Annotated in this window: 19 protein-coding genes and 1 pseudogene; 1 reads left to right on the top strand and 19 read right to left on the bottom strand. The window is 61.4% G+C overall.

What is annotated here, in order from left to right; genetic code table 11:
• Positions 1–122: 122 nt before the first annotated feature.
• The 16 genes and pseudogenes from TQ29_RS17845 to TQ29_RS17915 form a co-directional block, all read right to left on the bottom strand.
• Positions 123–851, bottom strand: coding sequence for a DUF736 family protein (locus TQ29_RS17845; protein ID WP_054540526.1), 729 nt, complete (start codon positions 849–851; stop codon positions 123–125).
• Between the two features lie 124 nt (positions 852–975).
• Positions 976–1,278 (bottom strand): annotated as a pseudogene (locus TQ29_RS21320) (hypothetical protein).
• A 100-nt stretch (positions 1,279–1,378) separates the two neighbouring features.
• On the bottom strand, positions 1,379–1,840 hold the full coding sequence (locus tag TQ29_RS17855; protein ID WP_054540528.1) for a hypothetical protein: 462 nt from the start codon (positions 1,838–1,840) through the stop codon (positions 1,379–1,381).
• A gap of 1 nt (position 1,841) precedes the next feature.
• Positions 1,842–2,228, bottom strand: a complete 387-nt coding sequence (locus TQ29_RS17860; protein ID WP_054540529.1) for a DUF6878 family protein — start codon at positions 2,226–2,228, stop codon at positions 1,842–1,844.
• A 123-nt stretch (positions 2,229–2,351) separates the two neighbouring features.
• Positions 2,352–6,614 carry a strawberry notch family protein gene (locus TQ29_RS17865; RefSeq protein ID WP_054540530.1) on the bottom strand — a complete coding sequence of 1,421 codons (4,263 nt, stop codon included), beginning with the start codon at positions 6,612–6,614 and terminating at the stop codon, positions 2,352–2,354.
• 102 nt (positions 6,615–6,716) lie between these two features.
• The gene (locus TQ29_RS17870) at positions 6,717–6,869 is read right to left on the bottom strand and encodes a hypothetical protein (RefSeq protein WP_043754116.1); all 153 of its coding nucleotides are present in this window, start codon (positions 6,867–6,869) and stop codon (positions 6,717–6,719) included.
• A complete protein-coding gene (locus TQ29_RS20985; protein ID WP_009819683.1) occupies positions 6,859–7,023 on the bottom strand; it encodes a hypothetical protein in 165 nt (54 codons plus the stop codon). Before TQ29_RS20985 ends, TQ29_RS17870 begins: the two co-directional genes overlap by 11 nt.
• Before the next feature lie 94 nt (positions 7,024–7,117).
• Positions 7,118–7,636: a type II toxin-antitoxin system YhaV family toxin gene (locus TQ29_RS17875; protein WP_024099306.1), complete on the bottom strand. Its 519-nt coding sequence runs from the start codon at positions 7,634–7,636 to the stop codon at positions 7,118–7,120.
• The gene (locus tag TQ29_RS17880; RefSeq protein WP_005668772.1) at positions 7,633–7,959 is read right to left on the bottom strand and encodes a type II toxin-antitoxin system PrlF family antitoxin; all 327 of its coding nucleotides are present in this window, start codon (positions 7,957–7,959) and stop codon (positions 7,633–7,635) included. Before TQ29_RS17880 ends, TQ29_RS17875 begins: the two co-directional genes overlap by 4 nt.
• A 127-nt stretch (positions 7,960–8,086) precedes the next feature.
• Positions 8,087–8,737, bottom strand: a complete 651-nt coding sequence (locus TQ29_RS17885) for a hypothetical protein (RefSeq protein WP_054540531.1) — start codon at positions 8,735–8,737, stop codon at positions 8,087–8,089.
• On the bottom strand, positions 8,737–9,330 hold the full coding sequence (locus tag TQ29_RS17890) for a hypothetical protein (RefSeq protein ID WP_054540532.1): 594 nt from the start codon (positions 9,328–9,330) through the stop codon (positions 8,737–8,739). Before TQ29_RS17890 ends, TQ29_RS17885 begins: the two co-directional genes overlap by 1 nt.
• Before the next feature lie 76 nt (positions 9,331–9,406).
• Positions 9,407–11,389: a ParB/RepB/Spo0J family partition protein gene (locus tag TQ29_RS17895; protein ID WP_054540533.1), complete on the bottom strand. Its 1,983-nt coding sequence runs from the start codon at positions 11,387–11,389 to the stop codon at positions 9,407–9,409.
• Positions 11,390–11,544: 155 nt separating this feature from the next.
• Positions 11,545–11,934, bottom strand: coding sequence for a DUF3768 domain-containing protein (locus TQ29_RS17900; RefSeq protein ID WP_054540534.1), 390 nt, complete (start codon positions 11,932–11,934; stop codon positions 11,545–11,547).
• Between the two features lie 67 nt (positions 11,935–12,001).
• Positions 12,002–12,232, bottom strand: a complete 231-nt coding sequence (locus TQ29_RS17905; RefSeq protein WP_054540535.1) for a DUF6330 family protein — start codon at positions 12,230–12,232, stop codon at positions 12,002–12,004.
• 23 nt (positions 12,233–12,255) lie between these two features.
• Complete coding sequence (locus TQ29_RS17910) at positions 12,256–13,197, bottom strand: ArdC family protein (protein WP_054540536.1); 942 nt, start codon at positions 13,195–13,197, stop codon at positions 12,256–12,258.
• Positions 13,198–13,237: 40 nt separating this feature from the next.
• Positions 13,238–13,708, bottom strand: coding sequence for a hypothetical protein (locus TQ29_RS17915; protein WP_235974561.1), 471 nt, complete (start codon positions 13,706–13,708; stop codon positions 13,238–13,240).
• A gap of 293 nt (positions 13,709–14,001) precedes the next feature.
• Here TQ29_RS17915 and TQ29_RS17920 point away from each other — a divergent pair, with 293 nt between their 5' ends.
• Entirely contained in the window at positions 14,002–15,204 is a 1,203-nt protein-coding gene (locus TQ29_RS17920) for a Fic family protein (RefSeq protein ID WP_054540538.1), read from the top strand.
• A 131-nt stretch (positions 15,205–15,335) separates the two neighbouring features.
• Here the strand turns inward: TQ29_RS17920 and repC are convergent, their stop codons facing one another.
• The 3 genes from repC to repA all read right to left on the bottom strand — a co-directional run bounded on the left by repC (position 15,336) and on the right by repA (position 18,949).
• Positions 15,336–16,571, bottom strand: coding sequence for a plasmid replication protein RepC (gene repC / locus TQ29_RS17925; RefSeq protein ID WP_012187363.1), 1,236 nt, complete (start codon positions 16,569–16,571; stop codon positions 15,336–15,338).
• 177 nt (positions 16,572–16,748) lie between these two features.
• A complete protein-coding gene (gene repB / locus TQ29_RS17930; protein WP_054540539.1) occupies positions 16,749–17,765 on the bottom strand; it encodes a plasmid partitioning protein RepB in 1,017 nt (338 codons plus the stop codon).
• Positions 17,762–18,949: a plasmid partitioning protein RepA gene (gene repA / locus TQ29_RS17935; protein ID WP_027263652.1), complete on the bottom strand. Its 1,188-nt coding sequence runs from the start codon at positions 18,947–18,949 to the stop codon at positions 17,762–17,764. Before repA ends, repB begins: the two co-directional genes overlap by 4 nt.
• Positions 18,950–19,065 lie beyond the last annotated feature (116 nt).

Here is a 19,065-nt window from a genome sequence, read left to right on the forward strand (position 1 = left end):
TGCAGGCGACACGAACGTCTACAATGTAGGCAGGGTTCATTCAACCACACCAGCACAGCAAAAGGGGAACCGTGGTCCCACGGCTCCCCTTTCGGTTCAGATCGTCTCCTCGCGCGCGCTGGTCACGCGACCAAGGAGAGCCCCGCGCCCGCGTCCTGCGGCTGCTCACCGCTGTCGATGAACGGGATGATCGAGAAGGTCTGGCCGCCGCGCTGTTCTTCGTTCTGCACGGCGTTGACGCGCAGATCGCCATCGGGCGTGTTGATCAGCAGCGACAGGTAGTCATTGCCCGTGCGACTGCTCTTCGCAATCCAGGCCGAACCGACGCGGATCGGCGTGCCCCGGGGCGAACTGACCTCGACCCGGTAATCGGGGTGGGTCTCCTCGGATTTGTAGCTGTTCTCGATCAGCATGAACTCCAGATCGAACATCATGTTGGCGATGTAGCCGGTGAAGGCGTTGTCGGCGTCCATGGCGGTGAGCTCGCCCGAGATCGAGCCGGATTTCATCAGGCCGTTCGAGGCCAGCGGGATGATCTCGAACGCGCCACTGTGGGCCGCGCGCGCCTCTTTCGTCTGCACAGCGTTGACCCGGAACGGGCCCACGCCGACATCGATCTGCATCGAGATGTAGGGGTTTCCGCTGGTATTGCCGGTCTCGTTCCAGGCCGTGCCGATGCGCACCTTGCGGCCTGATTTGTTGACTGCCGTCACGTCAAAATCCGGGCTGCGCGCGGAGATCTTCGGGCGGGTTTCAAGCTGGATGGCGATGTCAAAGCGTGCCCCGTGGATCATGCCGGTGTACTGAGCGGCTGCGGTCTCGACATTGCGGGTGAGGGTTCCTGCGAACATGGGATGGTTCCTTTTCGATTGGCCGGTGCCTGACGTTCTTGCCAACGCATCCGGGATTGCTTTCTCGACCCCTTGAGGGATCACAAATCAGAAAGCTCGCTTTCCTTTCAGCCCCGTCCACGGGTCAGAGCTGCCGTCCGAGTGGGAAGGCCCCCGCGCCTCCGGGTGCTACACCCCTCCCCTGCCCGTCTGGTCTTTATTGGCTGCCTGGATTTTCTGCGGCGTCCTTCGGTTACGCGACGAAGAACTCCGTTTCTTTTCCGTTCAACCGGTGCCCGCCCCGGTCGGTCAGGCCGATGCAGCTACCATTCGGTAGATAGGTGATGAGGTACTGACCGAGCCGGTCCTTGTGGACAACGTAGCCGGTATTGGCCCAATGCACGGTCTGGCCGGCATCGACGGCGGCCTTGATGTCTTCGAGTGTCATGCGATCCTCCTCAAGAAAAATGGTGGGGAAACGACGCAAGAAGCCCGATCTTCTGACCGGGCTTCCATGCGGCATTCGTTTGGCAAACGACCGAGACCTGTCAGGCGCTTTGCGTGGCTTGCGTCGCGCGCGCCGCTATCCAATCTTTCAGGCCAAGAACGGTTCGTCCGGCGGCGACCTCGGAGGCCCAAGCGACCCTTGGGTCGCCGCAGGGCTCCCCGCTGACATGCTGCTCGATATGGCCATTGGCCATCCATGGCTCTGGCTGGATCCGTCGCAGCCAGTCCGCCATGCTCGGAATGCGGCCCTGGCAGTCTTCGCGGACATGCTGCTCGCCGATCCAGCGCACGGGGATGTCGCGGCCCGCACTATTGGTCAGTGTCAGGCCAAAAACCCGTTCGGCCTCAAACAGGCCTTGCGCATGGTGACGCATGGCGCGGTGCGTGAAGAGCGCGAGGTGCTCTTTCGAGGCGTCAAACCAATCGTGCACAGACTGATAGTCAGACGGCACCCCGCCGAATTTCCGGGCAGAGCTTTCAGCATGATGAAGCGGATGGGCCATCTCAAAGCCCCTCGTCATAGCTGTGCGAGCATTCGACATAGCGGTCCGCGTGATCGAGGGTGATGCTGTCGTTGCGCAAGTCCCAGGTCAGCGTGCCGTAGCCGCCCTCGTTGTTTTCGAACCCCGGGTGATGGTGATAGGCGAGCGACCAGGCGAAGTCGCCAACCTCTGTGGCAAGCGGCTCCGGTAGTTTGACCTCTGCAGGCTGCACCGTCACATCCTCGACATTGCCAGAGTCGCCATAGCCTTCGTATTCGGCAGTGACCTCGCTGATGCCAAGCGCACGTAGTTGCGCGAGCAGCTCCGCTCGGGACGCCTTCAAGGTGGTTTCGCGCTCCGCGCGCCACTGAGCCGCCATTGCGGCATAATCGATTTGGGGATTGGTCATGGGTCCGTCCTCTTCTCTGAATTTGGGGGGGGCCGGGCCTGGCATTGGTCAGCGCGCGCCCGGAAAACGCAGACCGGCCAAACCCCGATCCGCGACGCCCGGCCCAAAGCCCGCTTTGACTTTTCAGGCGGCTTGTTCTGACGTCATGGCGGCTTCCTGCCCCACGATCCGGGCCAGAATGCTTCCCGTGTCGATCCCGTCCCCATGCGGCAGGAACACCCGCAGCTGGAAGGAGATGATCTCAGTGAAACACCCCATTGCCTTGAGGCCATCAATCATGCCCCGATCCGCGCCGCCCAGCTCGAGGCGCATCTCGCCTGCGACACGGCGACGGGTCAGGGTCAGACCCCGGCCCAGATCGACAGGCGCGGTGGTGCCGAGGGCAGCGGTCAACATCTCCTGCGGTGTCACCGGGTTGGAGACGAGGAAGCGTGCGCGGAGGGCCGCTGCCCCTTCCTCACTGAGCGTGCGCCCGATCATCGCGGTCGCCCCATCGGGCGTGACCCGGTAGATGCGCTCATTGGTGGTCGGGATGTCCTTCCAGATCGGCAACAGCAGCCCCGTCAGCAGGTAGAGCTTGGTCGTGGTGGTTTTCGGCAGGGACGCAGCCTCTTCATCCCAAAGCCGTACGAACTCAGGCTTGCCGATCTCTTCCCAGGCCGAGGACTCGAACCGTGCCTCTTCGAAATAGCTCGACCCGTTTGGCCGCACCGCCTTGCGCATCAGCGTCACGATATCCTCGTCATACATCTGCATGGGGCGCGCCGAGATGAGCGCCGCGCGACCGGAGGCGCGATTGACCATGGGCAGCTTGTCCGGATTGCGCGATATGGCCTCTTCGGCGTCAAGGACATGCACCGGATCCGTGACCTCGAGCCCGATGATCCGCGTCACCGCGCCGGATTTCGGGCAGGTCCAGAGATCCTCGGTGGAGACCTGTTCGATCTTTTCGCCACGCAGGGTTTCCACGCCGAGATCGAGCGTGCCTGCCGCGCGCGCCCGTTCCGTCTGATCAGCGATCCGGCGCATGAACTCGGCAAAGAGCGCATTCTGCATGTGGATGGGCAGGGCCAGAACCCGGTTCAGAAACCGCTGGATCGGCGGAAGCTCCTCAAGGAGCACCCCGTCCTTGTCGATCAGCCGCAGGGCCGTCCAGTCGGTGAAGCTCTCGTAGCTCATCGCCTCAGCGCGCCCGGCGGCAAGATCGGCGAAATACCCACGCAGTGCCGCCCGCGCGATCGGGCTTTCGAGATTGTCCTCCTCGCGGAACATGCCTTGCGAGCCGGTCTCGCGCTGACCCTTGGTCAAGGCCCCTAGCTGGTCGAGGCGCTTGGCAATCGTCGAGGTGAAACGCTTCTCGCCATGCACATCCGAGGTGCAGACCCGGAAGAAGGGCGCGCTGACCTGCGCCGAGCGATGCGTGCGGCCCAGCCCCTGGATGGCCGCATCGGCGCGCCAGCCGGGCTCCAGCAGGTAGTGCCGCCGCCGTTTCTGGTTCTTCGCCGTTTGCGCCGCGTGATAGGACCGGCCCGTCCCGCCCGCATCGGAGAAGATCAGGATATCCTTCTCACCATCCATAAAGGCTTGGGTCTCGGACGAATTGCTACTGGCGCTGCGCTTCTCGATGAAGAGATGGCCATCCTCGGCCTTGAGGGGCCGGATGGACCGCCCCGTGACCTCTGCGACGGCCTCGTCGCCAAAAGCCCAGAGGATCTGATCGAGCGCCGAGGGGATCGGGGCGAGCGTCATCAACTCCATCATGGCCGCATCGCGCAGGGCGAGCGCCTCGCGCGAGACAACCAGCGCGCCGGTCTCATCCCGCAAGGGTTCCGCCACCATATTGCCGTCGATCTCGACCAGCTTTTGCGCATGAATCGGGAAGGCCTGTTCGAGATAGCCCAGGACGTAGTCGCGCGGCGTTAGCGCACCCTCGACGAGTTCATCCTCCGGGTCCATCGTCTCAAGTCTGCGTTTCAGCAGGCTCTCACCTGTCGAGACCACCTGAATGACGCAAGCGTTGCCTGCCGCGAGATCGTCCTCGATGGCGCGGATGATGGTCGGGGCTTTCATGCCCATCAGGAGATGGTTGAAGAAGCGCTGTTTCGTGCTCTCGAAGCGGGACTTGGCCGAGGCGCGTGCGGCCGAGGCATTAGTCTCCCCCGAGGCATCGTTGACGCCGGTCGCTGTCAGCGCGGCCTCGAGATTGTGGTGGATCGTACGAAACGCGCCCGCGTAGGCGTCGTAGACCTCGATCTGGGCCGGGGTGAGCGCGTGTTCGAGCACGTCATACTCCACGCCATCAAAGCTGAGGGCGCGGGCGGTATAGAGGCCGAGCGTTTTGAGATCACGGGCGACCACCTCCATGGCGGCAACGCCGCCAGCTTCCATCGCCGACACGAAACTCTCGCGGCTCGGGAAAGGGTATTCGGGGCCTTGCCCCCAGAGCCCTAGCCGCGCGGCATAGGCCAGGTTGTGCACGCTCGTGGCACCCGTGGCCGAGATGTAGAAGACGCGAGCGCGGGGTGCTGCCAGTTGCAGCCGCAGGCCAGCAAGTCCCTGCTGGGAGGGTTTGACCCCCCTGCCCTGCTCGGACCCGGCCGCGTTCTGCATGGCATGGGCCTCATCAAAGGCCAGTACGCCTTCAAAGTCTTCGCCCATCCAGTCGAGGATCTGGCTCAGTCGCGTGGTGCCGCATTTGCCCGCGGACCGCAGCGTGGCGTAGGTGACGAAGAGGATACCGTCACCCATAGGGACGGGCTGGTCCGGTTTCCATTTGGAGAGCGGCTGGATGTCGGCTGGCGAGCCGCCGAGATCGGTCCAGTCGCGGATGGCGTCCTCGATGAGCGTGGCGGATTTGGAGACCCAGATCGCCTTCCTGCGCCCGGAAAGCCAGTTGACAAGGATGAGCCCTGCGCATTCGCGTCCCTTGCCGCAACCGGTGCCGTCGCCGAGAAAGTAACCAAGGCGATAGGCCCGTGCATCCGGGTCATCATCGACGCGCGTCAGCTTGGTCTGGTCGTCATCGATGGTAAACCGACCGGGCAGGTCGCGCCCATGGGCGTCATGCGCCATGATGATGGTTTCCAGCTGCGCCTCGGAGAGATGTCCCTCCTCGATCAACCGTGCGGGCAGGCGCAAGTCATCACTGCCCGTGTTTGAGGGCATGGGCGGGGCAACCGAGGCCATGGCGATGCTCTCGACGAGCGGCGTGGGATGTTCTTGCGCACCCGCGATCTCGATCCGCTGCGGACGGTAGCGCGCATAGATGTCCGAGATGGGCGTGTTGTCGCGCGGGATATCGAGGCTCTTGAAAGTGAGCGGGACAACGGCATTGGCCCGAGATTTGGAGGCGGCGACAGGCGCAGCAGCGGTCTTGCGCGGGGCAGATGATGGAACGATCGGTCGCGCATGAGGGATCGCTTCAGCCCGTTGGACGGGGCGCATCTCGGGCCGGGTCGCGGCAACTGCGTCGACAAAAGGAAGGGCTTCATCCAAGTCCCGGACACTGGCGCGGATCATTTCGCCGTCCTCCTGCACCTTGTCGAAGACCATCAGCTGGGTTTCGACAGAGGTGCCGAGCTTGCGATAGACCTGTCCCGGCATCGTCAGCGCCAATCGCGGCGTCAGGAGACCGCAGGCGCGGGACCAATGCGCGGCATCGCGTTCGGGCGTGAATCCCGGCGGCATGATCGCCACCAGCCGCCCGCCGGGTGCCAGGCGCTTTGCAGCCGCGATGAGATGCTTGGCGGCGATGTGCTTGTCTCGGGAGCGATCGACCGAGGAGGCGAAGGGCGGGTTCATCACCACGACCTCGGGTAGAACCGGCGTCTGCAGCAGATCATCGATATGCTCGCCGTCATGGCCTGTGACCTCGCCGCCGAAAACCGCGCGCAGGAGGCGCTGGCGAAAGGGGTCGATCTCGTTGAGCAGAAGCGTGGCACCGGCCCGGGCGGCGAAAGCAGCCAGGGCACCGGTGCCAGCCGAGGGCTCCAGAACGGTCTCGCCCTTGCGGATCGCCGCGGCCCGCAAAACCAGCGCCGCGAATGGCAGCGGCGTGGAAAACTGCTGTAGCCGGATCTGCTGCTCTGACCGGCGGGTTTCCGTAAGGAGACGTGAGGCGAGGAGTTTTGCGTTGGCGATGTCTGCTGTGGCACCGGCCCCACGCAGAAACACCTGGATGGCCGCTGCCTGCATCATGTCATAGGCCATGCGCCAGTCCCAGGCGCCACCGGCATCGCTGCCATGAAACGTCTCGCGCATGATACGCGCGAGCGCTGAACTGCGCAGGGGCTGGTCATCGACCTCCGTGCCGATTTGCGCGAGGGCAGAGGCGAGATCGGCTTCGGAGATTGCGAGAGCCGGGTTGGCCGTTCTGGGTTTGGACATGGGGATTTTCCTTTGGATCAGGGTCTGAGTTCCAAAGGACAAAAAGCCCGCTTTCGCTTTTCAGGGTGACGTAGTCAGACCGCGCCGACCTCAAAGGCTTGGTCAGGACTTGGGTTCGACCTGCCGCTTCGCATCAATCAATGCCTGTGCGGCCTGCATCACCTGAACCTGAGATGTTCCCGAGCGTGCATCCTCCAGCGCGGCCTGCACCTGCGCGCAAAACCACGTGTCATAAGAATTCGCTTCAGCGGCCACGGAAATGCTCCTCGAGCCCGATATCCAGCAGCTTGCCGAGGTCATCGGGCATGTCTGCAACGCGCACAGCAATTGGGAAACGGTGCCCCGTCAGGTCAGGCGCGCATTGCTCCTCTAGACCGAGGTGCTGCCTATCCTTTTCCGTCTCATTCATTGTGCTTTCTCCGACCGCATTATCAGCCGATGCTACATCTTCGAGCGTGGCGTCGTAAATGATAGTGCCAAAGGGTCATAGCAAGCTGGCCCACTTACCGATCGGGCACCGCTTCAAGGGATTTCTCGAACCGCTTGCCTGCCGCTGCAGCTTCTTTCAAGAGCGCGTCGAAATTGTCAGGTGGGTTGCCATCTTCCAGCATCCCTTTGAACGTCGCATAGGCATCCGTCTTGCTGCCATAGGCGCGCAGGGTCTTGTCGTCGTTCACCCATGCCACCACGATGACCTTCGCATCGCTGTTGAACCGGTAGAACAGCCGATACTGCTGGAAGAATTTCGCCCGGAACCAGTGCTTGCGGTGATCGCCGAGTGTGCCGCCTTGCCGGAAGGCGGCGGCACCCGGATCTGCAGGTATGGCCTCGGTGACCAGCTTGAAGATGGCGGCCAGCCGTTTCGTCGGGTTTTTCTTGTGCCAGGTCTTGGGATCGCGAGCCTTACGCGCCTCTACCTCCTCGACCAGCCCTTCGAGCTGGTCCAGAAAGAGTGGGTGCGCATAAATCGACCATCCATTCACGACAAGGGGCGCTTGGGCGGGCACGCTATCGCCGCTCATTCATCCTCGAGCGATAGCGGCGCATCGAGATCGACATCAACGTCTCCGACCAGTGCTGCAAGACGGTCATGCAAAGCCCCATCGAACGCCCGAATGCGGTCCGGATGCGCCTTGATATCGGCCTCGACAAAATCGAGAAAGGCTCCGAGCACGGGATCTTCCTCGTCGCTGCGCACGGGCTCGATATAGACCCTGCCACTCGGCTCGGTGCAGTAACGAATCTGGTCGCCCTTGCCCAGCTTGAGCTGTTTGCGCACACCCGCCGGTACGGTCGTCTGATACCGATCCGTGAGTTTCGAGACATCTTGTGCGAGGGCTGTCATGGCAGTCTCCTGAAGAAAAGGTTCTTTGCTGCCCGCGATAGGTAATGCATTTGCATTGCCATGTCAAGATAAGCCGCAGGATCTGCTGTCGCCGGGCAGGTCGATCAACGGTCCGGCGCAGGACCTATTATCTCCCCGCCAGGAACTCCGCCAGCACTGGGCTGGCCGCACCCTTCGCGGAGCTGAGCAGTTCCGAGCCTGCAAGCGAGGCCTTCGACAGGCGTACGAGCCCACCGGTTTCCTCGATGCGGTAGCAGCGGCGCTTTTGCCGCCCACGCCTGTAGTGGGTCGCGGTGACAATCTGGCAGGTACTGCCATCGGTGAGCGTCACAGGGGTGGCGAGCTTGATCTTGTCGCCTTCCTCGTAGTCCGGGATCGCAGCCCAGTCCTGGCAGCGCTGGCGCCAGGCATGAGCATAGCTGTCTGGGTCTTTCAGCTCGGACAGCAGGGCCAATAGGCTCAGTGGCGCGCGGGATTCGACCGGTCCCGCGCTTTCCTCCATGTCCTTGTAGCCCCAGCAGCCGTCATCATATCGGGTAAGGAATACGGCGGCGAAAGTGATGGAGCCATCCGCATCGGTGACATAGGTCGTGTCTTCGACAGGGGTGCCGTCGATATTTGTGACCTTTGCCGCCGCGTACCAAGTCGAACCCACCTTGCAGGCTTTGACCAGTTCCGTCTTGCGCCTTTCGCCCTCGAAGGTGCACAGCCGAGCAATCTCCGCTTTCTCATCCGCGTAGGTCTGGACGCGGCCGTCGGTGTAGAAGAGCCAACCCATCACGCCGCCCTCCGGTCATCGATTTCCATCAGCGCATCGAGCGGCACGCGGTAGGGCTGCATGGCGTCAAAATCCTCGCAATTGCCACAGTTCTGCACGATCGCAAAGGTGTCGCAGGCATCCTTGAGGATGACCCTGAAGATGCCACCGAGGCCCGAGGGCACTTCGTAGGTCCCGCCGATGAGATAGTCCGAGGCCCGGCGCACGAAGACGCGGATGCTGTGGCCATCGGTGGCGAGCCGGATGGCCCCTCGCCCCCGGTCGATGAGCACCTGCACGTCATCCAGGATGTCGGTGTAAAACTGGCCGGTCAGATCGCGAAACGCCATGCGGCGCTGCGCCATCCAGTCGGTGTCCCGAAACGGGTTCATGCCGTCGGCGAAGGCGAAGGAGGGATCGGCCTGCTCGGTGGTAACGATACGGGTGGTCGTGCCATCGATGCCGTTTGAGCGCAGATGCACACCATTGCCGACGATGAGGATCAGGGCCGGCCTGTCCACGGGCCCGTTCCAGTTGGGCAGGAAGGTCTTGCAGGCACGCGCATGTGCGATTTGCGCCGCAACAGCGGAGGCAGAGAACTTGAGAATAGCCATGGGGATGTCTTTCTGTTCGGTTTGGAAGGGTCGACCCGCGCGGGCGGCATGGTCCACGCGCGGGTCGCGTGAGGACTCAGGCCGCTTGCGCGATGTCGCCGTCAGGCTCCGGGGTTTCCGCCGCGGGCTCCGCCTCATCACAGGCGACACCGGCTGTCTGCATCATCGGCGGGCACCAGGCGGCCACGGCAGCGCGCTGCGCGTCCGTGAGCGTGGCGAAGGGCTCGGCGAAGAGCTTGTCACAAAAGGCGACGATCTCCTTCTTGCTCGACGAGGCCAGCGTCACCGCCTCCTGGGCGAGACCCAGATCCTCGCCGAGGATCTTCAGGAGCCAAGCCTTCTTGAAGCGGTTGAAGAGCGCCGCATTCGGCGTCCAGTGGGCGCGGATATCGGGCATGATCTCGATCTCGAACGCATGCATCAGGCTGTCGCGCCGAGGATCCCGCGCGAAGCAGGACTGCGTGGTGCTGGCGGTGGCATAGGCCACGAGCTTGGCCTTCTCCCCTGTCTCCAGCGCGCGAAACGCCGCGAACTGATCGGCGGGCGCGCGGGTGTCATCGAGCCAGGACAGATCAAGCGCATCATGCGCCGCCGCCACCTGCTCGAGCGAGGTCTCGTCGATCTCGTCCATCTTGGCATGGCTGCGGTATTCATTGCGGGCCTCGACCTTGATCGCCTGCGTGACACTCATGCCGCTGGCCAGAACGTCACTGACCAGCTTGAAGAGCGTCAGATCGAGCGTGGCTTCCGGATTCAGCGCCATTGCGGCCCCGAGCGCCATGGCGCGCTCTGTCTTGAGATCCTCGGCCAGTGAGGCCGGGTAGCTGATTTCGCCGGCGTCCGGGGCCTCCTCCCCACTCGGGCTAGCCGAGGAGCCGCGCGCGCCTTCCTCTTTCACGGTGTCTTCCGGGCGGACGAGGCCCACATGGAGCGTGACATTACCACTCGACCAAGACGCAATCACACCAGCGCGGGCCAGATCTTCGTCGCTGTAGGCCTCCTGCAGATCGCGGGCTTCCTCTTCCAGAGCGTCAACGCGCTCGTAAAGGGCATTGTAGGCACCGTCCTCGAGCCCCTCATCCTCCATCTCGAGCTGCAATTTCTCGAGTTCGGCGCTGATCTCATCGATGCGCTTCTGGGTGGCCTCATCCGGCTCGATCGGGCCGGGATAGACGCGGCCATAGTCGGCCATGGTCGCGTAATCATAGCGCACCATCGCATCGGCCCAGGCAAAGCCCAGCTTTATGCGGGCCTCTTCGGCGGCGGCACCGAGCTTCTCGAGCAGGATGGTTTCGACCAGCGCTGCATCCTCCAGCACGGAATGCTCTTCCAGAAGGTCAGCCGCGACGGCGCCGCCGCGAGCCTCGTAGTCCGCGCGCACGAAAGCCCCGATATCATCGCTGACCTGCACACCGCGGGATTTGAGCGCCTGACGGACGGTATAGGCCTGCAGATAGCCGCCGTCTTTTGTGAGCGCCTCGAAGACCTCGCGCTGCGCCTCCTGGCTCGGGTGCTCGGCAAAGGCTTTCATCGTGTCGAGCGTGATCGTCTTGGCCCGGGCCGCGGCGCGGATGTCGGGGTGGATCAGGCCATAGCGCAACCGGCCTTTCACGGCCGCCACCGTGGTGCCGAAGGTCTTTGCGATCGTCTCGGGCGTCTGGTCGTCGACCTCCATCATCCGCGCGAAAGCCTCGAACTCGTCGATGGCATTCATCGGCGCCTGGGTGATGTTCTCAGCGAGCGACAGGGCCGTGGTGACATCGCAATCCTCTGGCACAAGACGGCAGTCGATCTTGGCCTTCGCCGTGAAGCCTTTCGCGGCCCTGTCCGCGACCAGCTCCTTCAGCGCGGCATGCCGACGGCCACCGGCGAGGACAGCATATTTGCCGTCGAGCTTCTGGACCATGAGCGGCTGCAGGAGACCCAGAACGGCGATGCTTGCCTTCAGATGGGCGATGTTCTCAGGATCATAGGTTTCCGGCGAGTTGCTGCGCACATTGGCGGGATGTGAGACCAGATCGCCGATGGCGACGGAGACGGGTTTGAAGCTTGTGGTCATGGCGTTTCCTTTTCGGTGGGTTTGGAGCGGCCCGCGCATTCAGATGCGCGGCCAATCCCCGTCTTCAGGGATCACCACAACAAAAGGCCCACTCTCCCTTTGAGGGGTCAGCGGGCCTTCATCGTCTCAGATGTCAGGGTGAGGAGTCCCCTGCCCTACCAGTCGCGCGCCAGCATGATGGTCAGCACGCGCATGGTGGTGGCAGGATTGTCCGGGGTCTCAGCCCCATAGCGGAAGTCCGAGTCTGCTTCATAGAGATCGATCTTCCAGAACACGGTCTCTCCCCGGATCTCGACCGCCCCGAAATCATGCCAGCCCTCGGGATCATTCTCAGGCTCGAATGTATCGAACGCACCAGTCGCCTTCACCGCCTCGGCCATGAAGCCATCGCCGGCCTCCATAAGCGAGCGGGTGACATGCATGCGGCCCTGGATGGGTTGCGCGGGCGGCACCCCAAGGCATGCAAGTTTGCGAAACGCGTCGTTCTGCACCGCGATCACGGTCGGATCCGGACGGTCTAGCTGGGGTTGAACATTCATGGACATGGGGATCTCCTTTGAGAGGTTTGAAACACCCTTCTCAAAGCCCGCTTTTTCTTTTCCGCTTGGCGGATCAATCGAGGCCGAAGGCGCCCCACCCGAACAGCCCTTTGGGTCTGTAATTCGGGTTGGGGATGGTTTCGATCCAGCCGCCTTGTTCTTTGATGCTCTCGAGCGCTGCCGAGAGCGGATAAGCGCCCTCGGCAGCGCTCCACCAATAGGCACCGCGCTTGAAGGTGATGATCTTGCGGCGGCCGTCGTTGAAGCAGGCCACCCGCAGCGTTTTGGGTTCCTTACGTGACATGGGTGTCTCCGTTCTCCGTGCGGTCAGGCGGCCTCGGCACTGCGACCTGCCCTGCCCACCTCCGATCTGGCGATCAGATAATCACAGGCGCGCTGCGCGTCCGCGGCGTGCCGGAAGATCGCGCCCTTGTCCGACCGAAGGACCCGCAACCAGTTGTGCAGGTAGGCGGCATTCATCTCGAGCGTATGCGCCGTGAAGCCGAGCGTCTGACCCAGGAACACCGAGGTCAATTCCGCGACGATCTCCTCGCGCGCATAGGACGTGTTGCCAAACTTCGAGAACCCGAAATCACGGTTCAGTCGATGGGGTGCTTTCGTGGCATGGGCCAGCTCGTGCGCCCAGACCCCGTAGAAATTGCGCGGGTCCTGGAACCGCGTGATGGACGGCATGTAGACCTTGTCCACGGGGGACAAATAGTACGCCTCTGTGCCCGTGAAGACGGTCGTGATGTCGATGGTATCGAAAAACGCCTGCATGTGCGGGATGGGCTCTGACGGCGGATGCTCGGGCACGGGCTCCGGGTCAGGGAAGAAGCTGTCGGGCAAGCCCTCGATCTGGCAGGCATTGAACACACGGTAGGATTTCTGGAAGCGAAATATACGGGCTTCCTCGGAGTGATCATCCCCGTCGCTGCGGTCATGCTCATCTGCGCCCGCGTCTTTCCGGCTTTGACCGTAATAAACGACGACAGAGGACTTCTCGCCCTTGCGGACCTTTGCGTCCAACGCATTGGCTTGCGGCAGCGTCATCCAGAAGGGAGAGCTGTGGCCCGCCATCACGGTCCGCATCGTCAGCAGGAAGTTGTTCACCCCCTGGTAGGGTTCGCCGCCCACGCGCAGGGGGCGTGAGCTGCCGCCTGCGGTCCAGGGCTTGCGCCACGGCAGGACGCCGCGCTCGATGATGCGGATGATTTCGTTTGTGATGACCTCGGAGGCATCGAATTTGGTCGTGCGGGATCGGGCCATGGCTGGCCTCCTTTCGAATGTTGGTGTGAAGGAATGATGATTAGATTGACTGAAGGGGCCTCGGATCGTTGGCGATCCTGGCACCGAGGGCTTCGACCATGTCGATGTAGGCGGTCAGCGAGACGGATCTGCCAGAACCGCAAGGATCAGGGTCGACCGATCCGTCCCGCGCCACCCGCGGCAGTCTCGCGAAGGCAATGACATCGGTGACGGGTCGGATATCGATGAAGGGCGTCCCTCGTGCGACCACAAGAGTGGCCAAGGGAAAGCGCTCGATCGGCGCGAAGGTCGAAACGGTGGTCCAACCGAGATGGAGGAATGTCCCACCCTCCCCGCAGATCACGTGCGCGTTTGGCAATGACGCCGCCTGCTTCAGATAGCCGAGATCACGCAGGACGGTCTCACGCTCGAGCTGCAGTGCCTGGCCCGTCTGGCCGGTTCGGCGTAGTTCCTTGTGCCGCCACCACGAGGCGGCGGTCGCGCGTAACACGCACAAGACACCTGTTTGCATCGGAATGCCCTTCATCAATAACAGCAGACCGGAATCCGGCCCGGACCCATCTGAGGGACCCCAAAGGCCCTCATCCGTCAGTCACAAAACCCGAAGGACACTTTCTCTTTTTCCGGCCCCTTTGGGCACACAACAAAACCGAAAAGCCCGGCCCTTCTGCCGAAGCCATTGATTTCATGCAGCAATTCCAGATCGGCAGGCAAGATCGGCAACGCATATCGGCAAAACCTTGCTTGAAAGTACGAAATGTGTTTATTTTTCAATTACTTTGCAAACATGGAAGATCGGCAAAAATGCTGGAAACACCCGCCAGGATCGAACCCTGCTTCTTCGAGGAGCATATTCCCACAGAACTGGCAGACCTTTCGGTCGACATCCAGAGGGAAGCCACCGGGCTGGGACAAGGGTTGCATCCTGACAGCGCAGCCGAGCTTGCCGATCTCGTCCGCGTGATGAACTGCTACTACTCCAACCTGATCGAAGGACACAACACGCGCCCCCGCGACATCGAAAGGGCGCTGGCGGGCGCCGAGCTTGAGGAAGAAACCCGTCCCCTCGCCCTTGAGGCCCGAGCGCACGTCATCGTTCAACGGGCCATCGACGAGATGCATCGCAAGGGCACCCTGCCCCGCCCCACATCCGTCGAATTCCTGACTTGGGTCCATAAGAGCTTCTACGAAGAGATGCCGGATGAGTTTCGGGTCATCGAACATCCCGACGGCACACAAGAGCCCATCGTTCCGGGACGCATGCGCCAGGATGATGATCGGGAAGTTGCGGTCGGGCGCCACCTACCTCCTTCATCGTCGCGCGTCGCGGCATTCATGGACCATTTCGACAAACGATTTCAGATTGCGGCGCGGTCTTCGAGCGGACGGATCATCGCGATCGCCTCTGCACATCACCGGCTCAACTACATCCACCCTTTCCCGGATGGGAACGGTCGTGTCAGCAGACTGATGTCTCATGCCATGGCCCTCACAGCGGGGATTGGTGGCCAAGGGCTCTGGTCCGTATCACGTGGGCTGGCCCGCGGGCTAACCGATCGAGGCGAGTACAAACGGATGATGGATCTGGCCGACAGTCCACGCCGCGGAGACCGCGACGGACGGGGGAACCTGTCAGAAGCGGCACTGAAGACGTTTAGTGAGTGGTTCCTAAAGGTGACGCTCGACCAGATCACCTTCTCAGCAAGATTGTTCGATCTCGGCGGACTAGACCAACGGTATCGTCGTCTTGTTGCAGATACCATCGATGACAAGCGAGCGCCGGAACTAATCTCGGCGGTTCTTCGTCATGGGGCACTGGAACGAGGCGATGCGCAGATTGTGCTCAAGACGTCCGAGCGTACTGCTCGCAACACGCTGAGTAAACTGACCGCCGCCGGATACATGACGTCCGCCTCGCCGAAGACGCCAGTACGGTTGACGTTTCCGTTGGATTATAGAGAGCGGCTCTTTCCAAACCTCTTTGGAGACGGTGACATGCCCGTGTGACTGGCAACCGAAGCACCCTGTTTCTGGCCAAGTCCGCGAGCGCAACCTCTGACCGTGTTGGAAAGAAGTTCACAGCTGTGAACTATCCCGAGCTATCCTACTTGTCAGCCGAGTTCACAGCTGTGAACTCATCATGCAGCATCCCGCCGCATCAAGGCCATGATCATCGGACCGCAGGAGAACTCCCCAATTGCTGCCTTTGAAGATAGGGTTCTCAAGTAGCCTCCAGGTGATCGGATATCCGCAAACCGTTCAAGCATTGCAACGATCACAACAGACGCTTCTTCGGGACCCATATAGCGTTTCGCCTCGTCCCACGCGGACGGGGAAATACCCATCATGGGCCTGACCACATCAGCCACCCGGACCAGATCGTGCCAGTGGCGCACGGGCTGCTCGGAATACGCTTTGAATTCCTGACAGGAAGCGAGGACGAGACCAAGCGGTATGTTCGGCATCAGTTGATCGTCAATAGTTGCCGTTGAGTTGCCCTCATCTTCAGAACACAGATGACTATTGGCAACTTCTGGAGTTTCGCGCACAGCGCCTCCGCCCCGCGCTTTTTCTAAGCGAGGTTCAAGATCATAAGAGTCTTTATTTGAATTCTGATAGTGCTGCTCAGAAACAGCATCATTGGTGCTCATATTTTCTGTTTCACAGCCATCCAGAAGGCTTCGGGCGTGATCTAAAGCTGACCCCAAAGCGTCTTCGATGCGCCTAAGGTCTTCCATTTCGAGTTTTCTGCGAAGATCTCGGGCCATTAGGGCCGCAAGATCAGAGAATTGGTCCCAGACGCCCTGATCCGGACGAAGTGAGCGCCCGTACTCGGCCAGCCCTGCGAGGTCACGCCGCATGAGGCTCACAGTGGCACGTAAGCGCTTGTACCGCTCTTCTGCGGCCCGGACGGTCTCAGCGGCCTCACAAACCTCCTGGAAGCGTCGAACGAGCGGAGAGAGGTCGAACCCAAACGCAACCTTTTCGTCGCCGTAGCGGCGGGCATAGCGCTTCCCATTGGGGCTATCGCGCCGGACAACAAAGCCAGTCTGCACAAGGTTGGAGAGGTGGCGCCGCATCGTCGAGCAGGGCATGCCGTTCAGGCGCTCGCAAATCGCCTTGTTGGACGGATGTACAATCAATTCGCTGTCATTGCCTCCGAGAATTGTCGCTTGGTGAAAGCTGACCAGCGCCTGAAGCACCGTCAAATCCCGATCGGACAAGCCGAACGCGACTCGAGCGGCAGCGAGCTCCCTCAGGACCTCCCACTTGTTGGCGCCGGCTGGGGGCAGGTCTTCTTGGGTCGCTGCCTGATGTTTCAGGATGGCAGCATCTATCGTTCGCCGGAACGGCGTTACGGGCGTGTAGTCCATTTTGTCATTCACGAAGACAAAAATATCCCGGTCCGCGAATCACTTTGGACTTGCGGAAAATAGCTCCGGACACTACCTTGAAGGTGCTAGAAACAAGTTAGGGTCTCGTGGAGTGGTCGCTTTGCGGGACCTTTTCTTTTGCCTTTTCGTGCCTCCTTCTTTGATTTCTGCTCTTCCTCAGTCTTCCGACCGCTGCTTCCAGCGTTCGTGAAGGTCTTCAATCATGTCATGCACTTGCGTCTCGACCCAATCGGCGAAGTCTCCACCCGCCAACTCGATCGATAGGCCCTTGGCAGTGCGTTTGACCGTGCCGCCGCGTTTGCCGCCGATCTTCAGCGGGACGCTGGAAGGTGGGGCAGGGGAGGGCGACTTGGCCGGTTTAATCGCCTTGGTCACAGCCTTTTCTACGGCCAGGAACGCTTGGATGGACGTGTCATTGGTAGAGGCAACGTCATCCACCACCATGGAGGTCTCGGCATTTTCACGTGCCTCTTTCGCGATCCCGATAAGGTCCTCGCAGTCCAGACCATTTTCGTCGATGGCCCGACCAAGGGATTCCCATCGGGGTCGGCCAATGCCATGGGCGGCGCCAATGGCGCGTACCAGATCCGGCCCGACCATGTCCGCGATCGCGATCGCCATAGATATGGACGACTTCGTGACGGTAAGAATTTCTGCAACCTGAGATTGATTTCCGAAGCCGGACGACACAAGGTCCTTTGCGAACAGGGCCTTTTCAATAAAAGACAAATCGCGCCGCCCCATGTTCTCCGAAATCTGAGCACGCAGAGCGCTGTCGTCATCCAGGTTGGTGACTAACGCGCGAACCTTGGTAACCTTATCGGACTGACGGATCGCCTCCAGCCTGCGTCGCCCATAGACCAAAAGGTAGCGATCATCTTCACCCGGCGCACGTCGCACGAGGATCGGAACAGTCTGACCGTTCGCCTCAATCGCATCGCGCAAATCCAGTACATCGGCCGGGTCAAGCCGGTCCGCCATACGCCCGTCTTCGATGCTCGCCGGGTCCAGTTCCCAAACATGATGGGAATCGACCGCGTCGCGGGCGGACCGAAGGGCGCGATTCGAGGTCATCATCGGTGTCACAGCACCTGTCTGAGGGGCAGGGGAGGGGGCCCCAGCTGCCGCGAGACTGTCCAGCATTGACATGCGCTTCTTCTTGCCACTGGTCATGTGCGCCCCCAGGTTTTCTGGATTAGGTCGGCGATCTCGTCATTCAGCGTATTCAGGCTCTCAATCGCGCGATCATAGGTGGAACGCGTGAACGCGCTGCGTTCCACTTCATAAAGTGTCTGCTTGGTCAGGCCCGCATCTGAGATGGCTGTGGACTTCAACATGGGCGAATTCAGCACGGCTTCGCCGTACATTGTTCGCAGGAAAGCCACGATGCGGTTCTGCGGCGCATCCTGCGGCTCGTAGCGGGTCAAAACATAGCGCATCCAGTCATGAGACATGTCAGCGCCGCTCTCGGCGATCACGTCCATGAGGTCGGCTGTCATGCGGAGGAATTGCGACATGGACATCACATCGAGCATCTCTGGATGGATGGTCACCAGAACGCCCGTGGCCGCGGACAGGGCGGACATGGTCAGAAAGCCAAGCTGCGGAGGGCAATCTATGACGACCACGTCGTAGTCCTCATCGACCTGGGCCAGCGCCTCCTTCACGCGGAAGAAGAAAAGTCCGGCATTGCCCTGCGCCAGCGCGCGCGGGGTGTCGTGCTCGAACTCCATCAGTTCGAGGTTGCCGGGGATCAAGTCCAAATTGGGGATATAGGTCTTGCGGATGACCGACCGGATCGGCTCCGGGTCCTCATAGCGGATCGCATCGTAGAGAGTGCCGCCATCTTCGAGGTCCAATTCCGGCTGAACGCCGTGCAGCGCGGTGAAGGAAGCTTGTGGGTCAAGATCAATGCCCAGCACACGATATCCGCGCAGGGCAAGCCGTTGGGCGAGATGGGCAGAGGTTGTTGTTTTTCCGGACCCGCCCTTGAAATTCATCACGCCGATGACCTGAAGATGATCACCTTCTCGTCGTCCGGGAACGTAATCGCCCGGCTTGCGAGCGGTTTTTTCAAGGAGTACACGCAGCGCCTGGATATCCTGCGCCGAGTAAAGACGACGGTTGCCGGCGGTAAGCTCGGGAGAAGGCCCTTTGCCATCCAAGTTGAGTTTGCGAAGATAGGAATCGTTTACGCCGAGCAGCGCCGCAGCCTCACCAGAGGTGAATTTGCGCATGGTCTTCTCGGCATCGGGTGGAAACAGGCTCTCACGTTGCGAATGCAACTGGTTCGCCAGCCATTCCGAATGCTGGCGGATCACCGCGTTGAGATCCTCATGCACAAAGGTATTATCCATCTGCCCTCTCGCTTCCGAGACATCGCGTCTTTGGCGTGTTCACGGAAATTGACGTTTTTTGCCTCGTTTCCGTGACTATTGGCGCAAGAGTCGGATTCGCGCAAGGTTTTTCCACA

Source organism: Actibacterium sp. EMB200-NS6, assembly GCF_001305615.1.
GTDB classification, from domain to species: Bacteria; Pseudomonadota; Alphaproteobacteria; order Rhodobacterales; family Rhodobacteraceae; genus Actibacterium_A; species Actibacterium_A naphthalenivorans.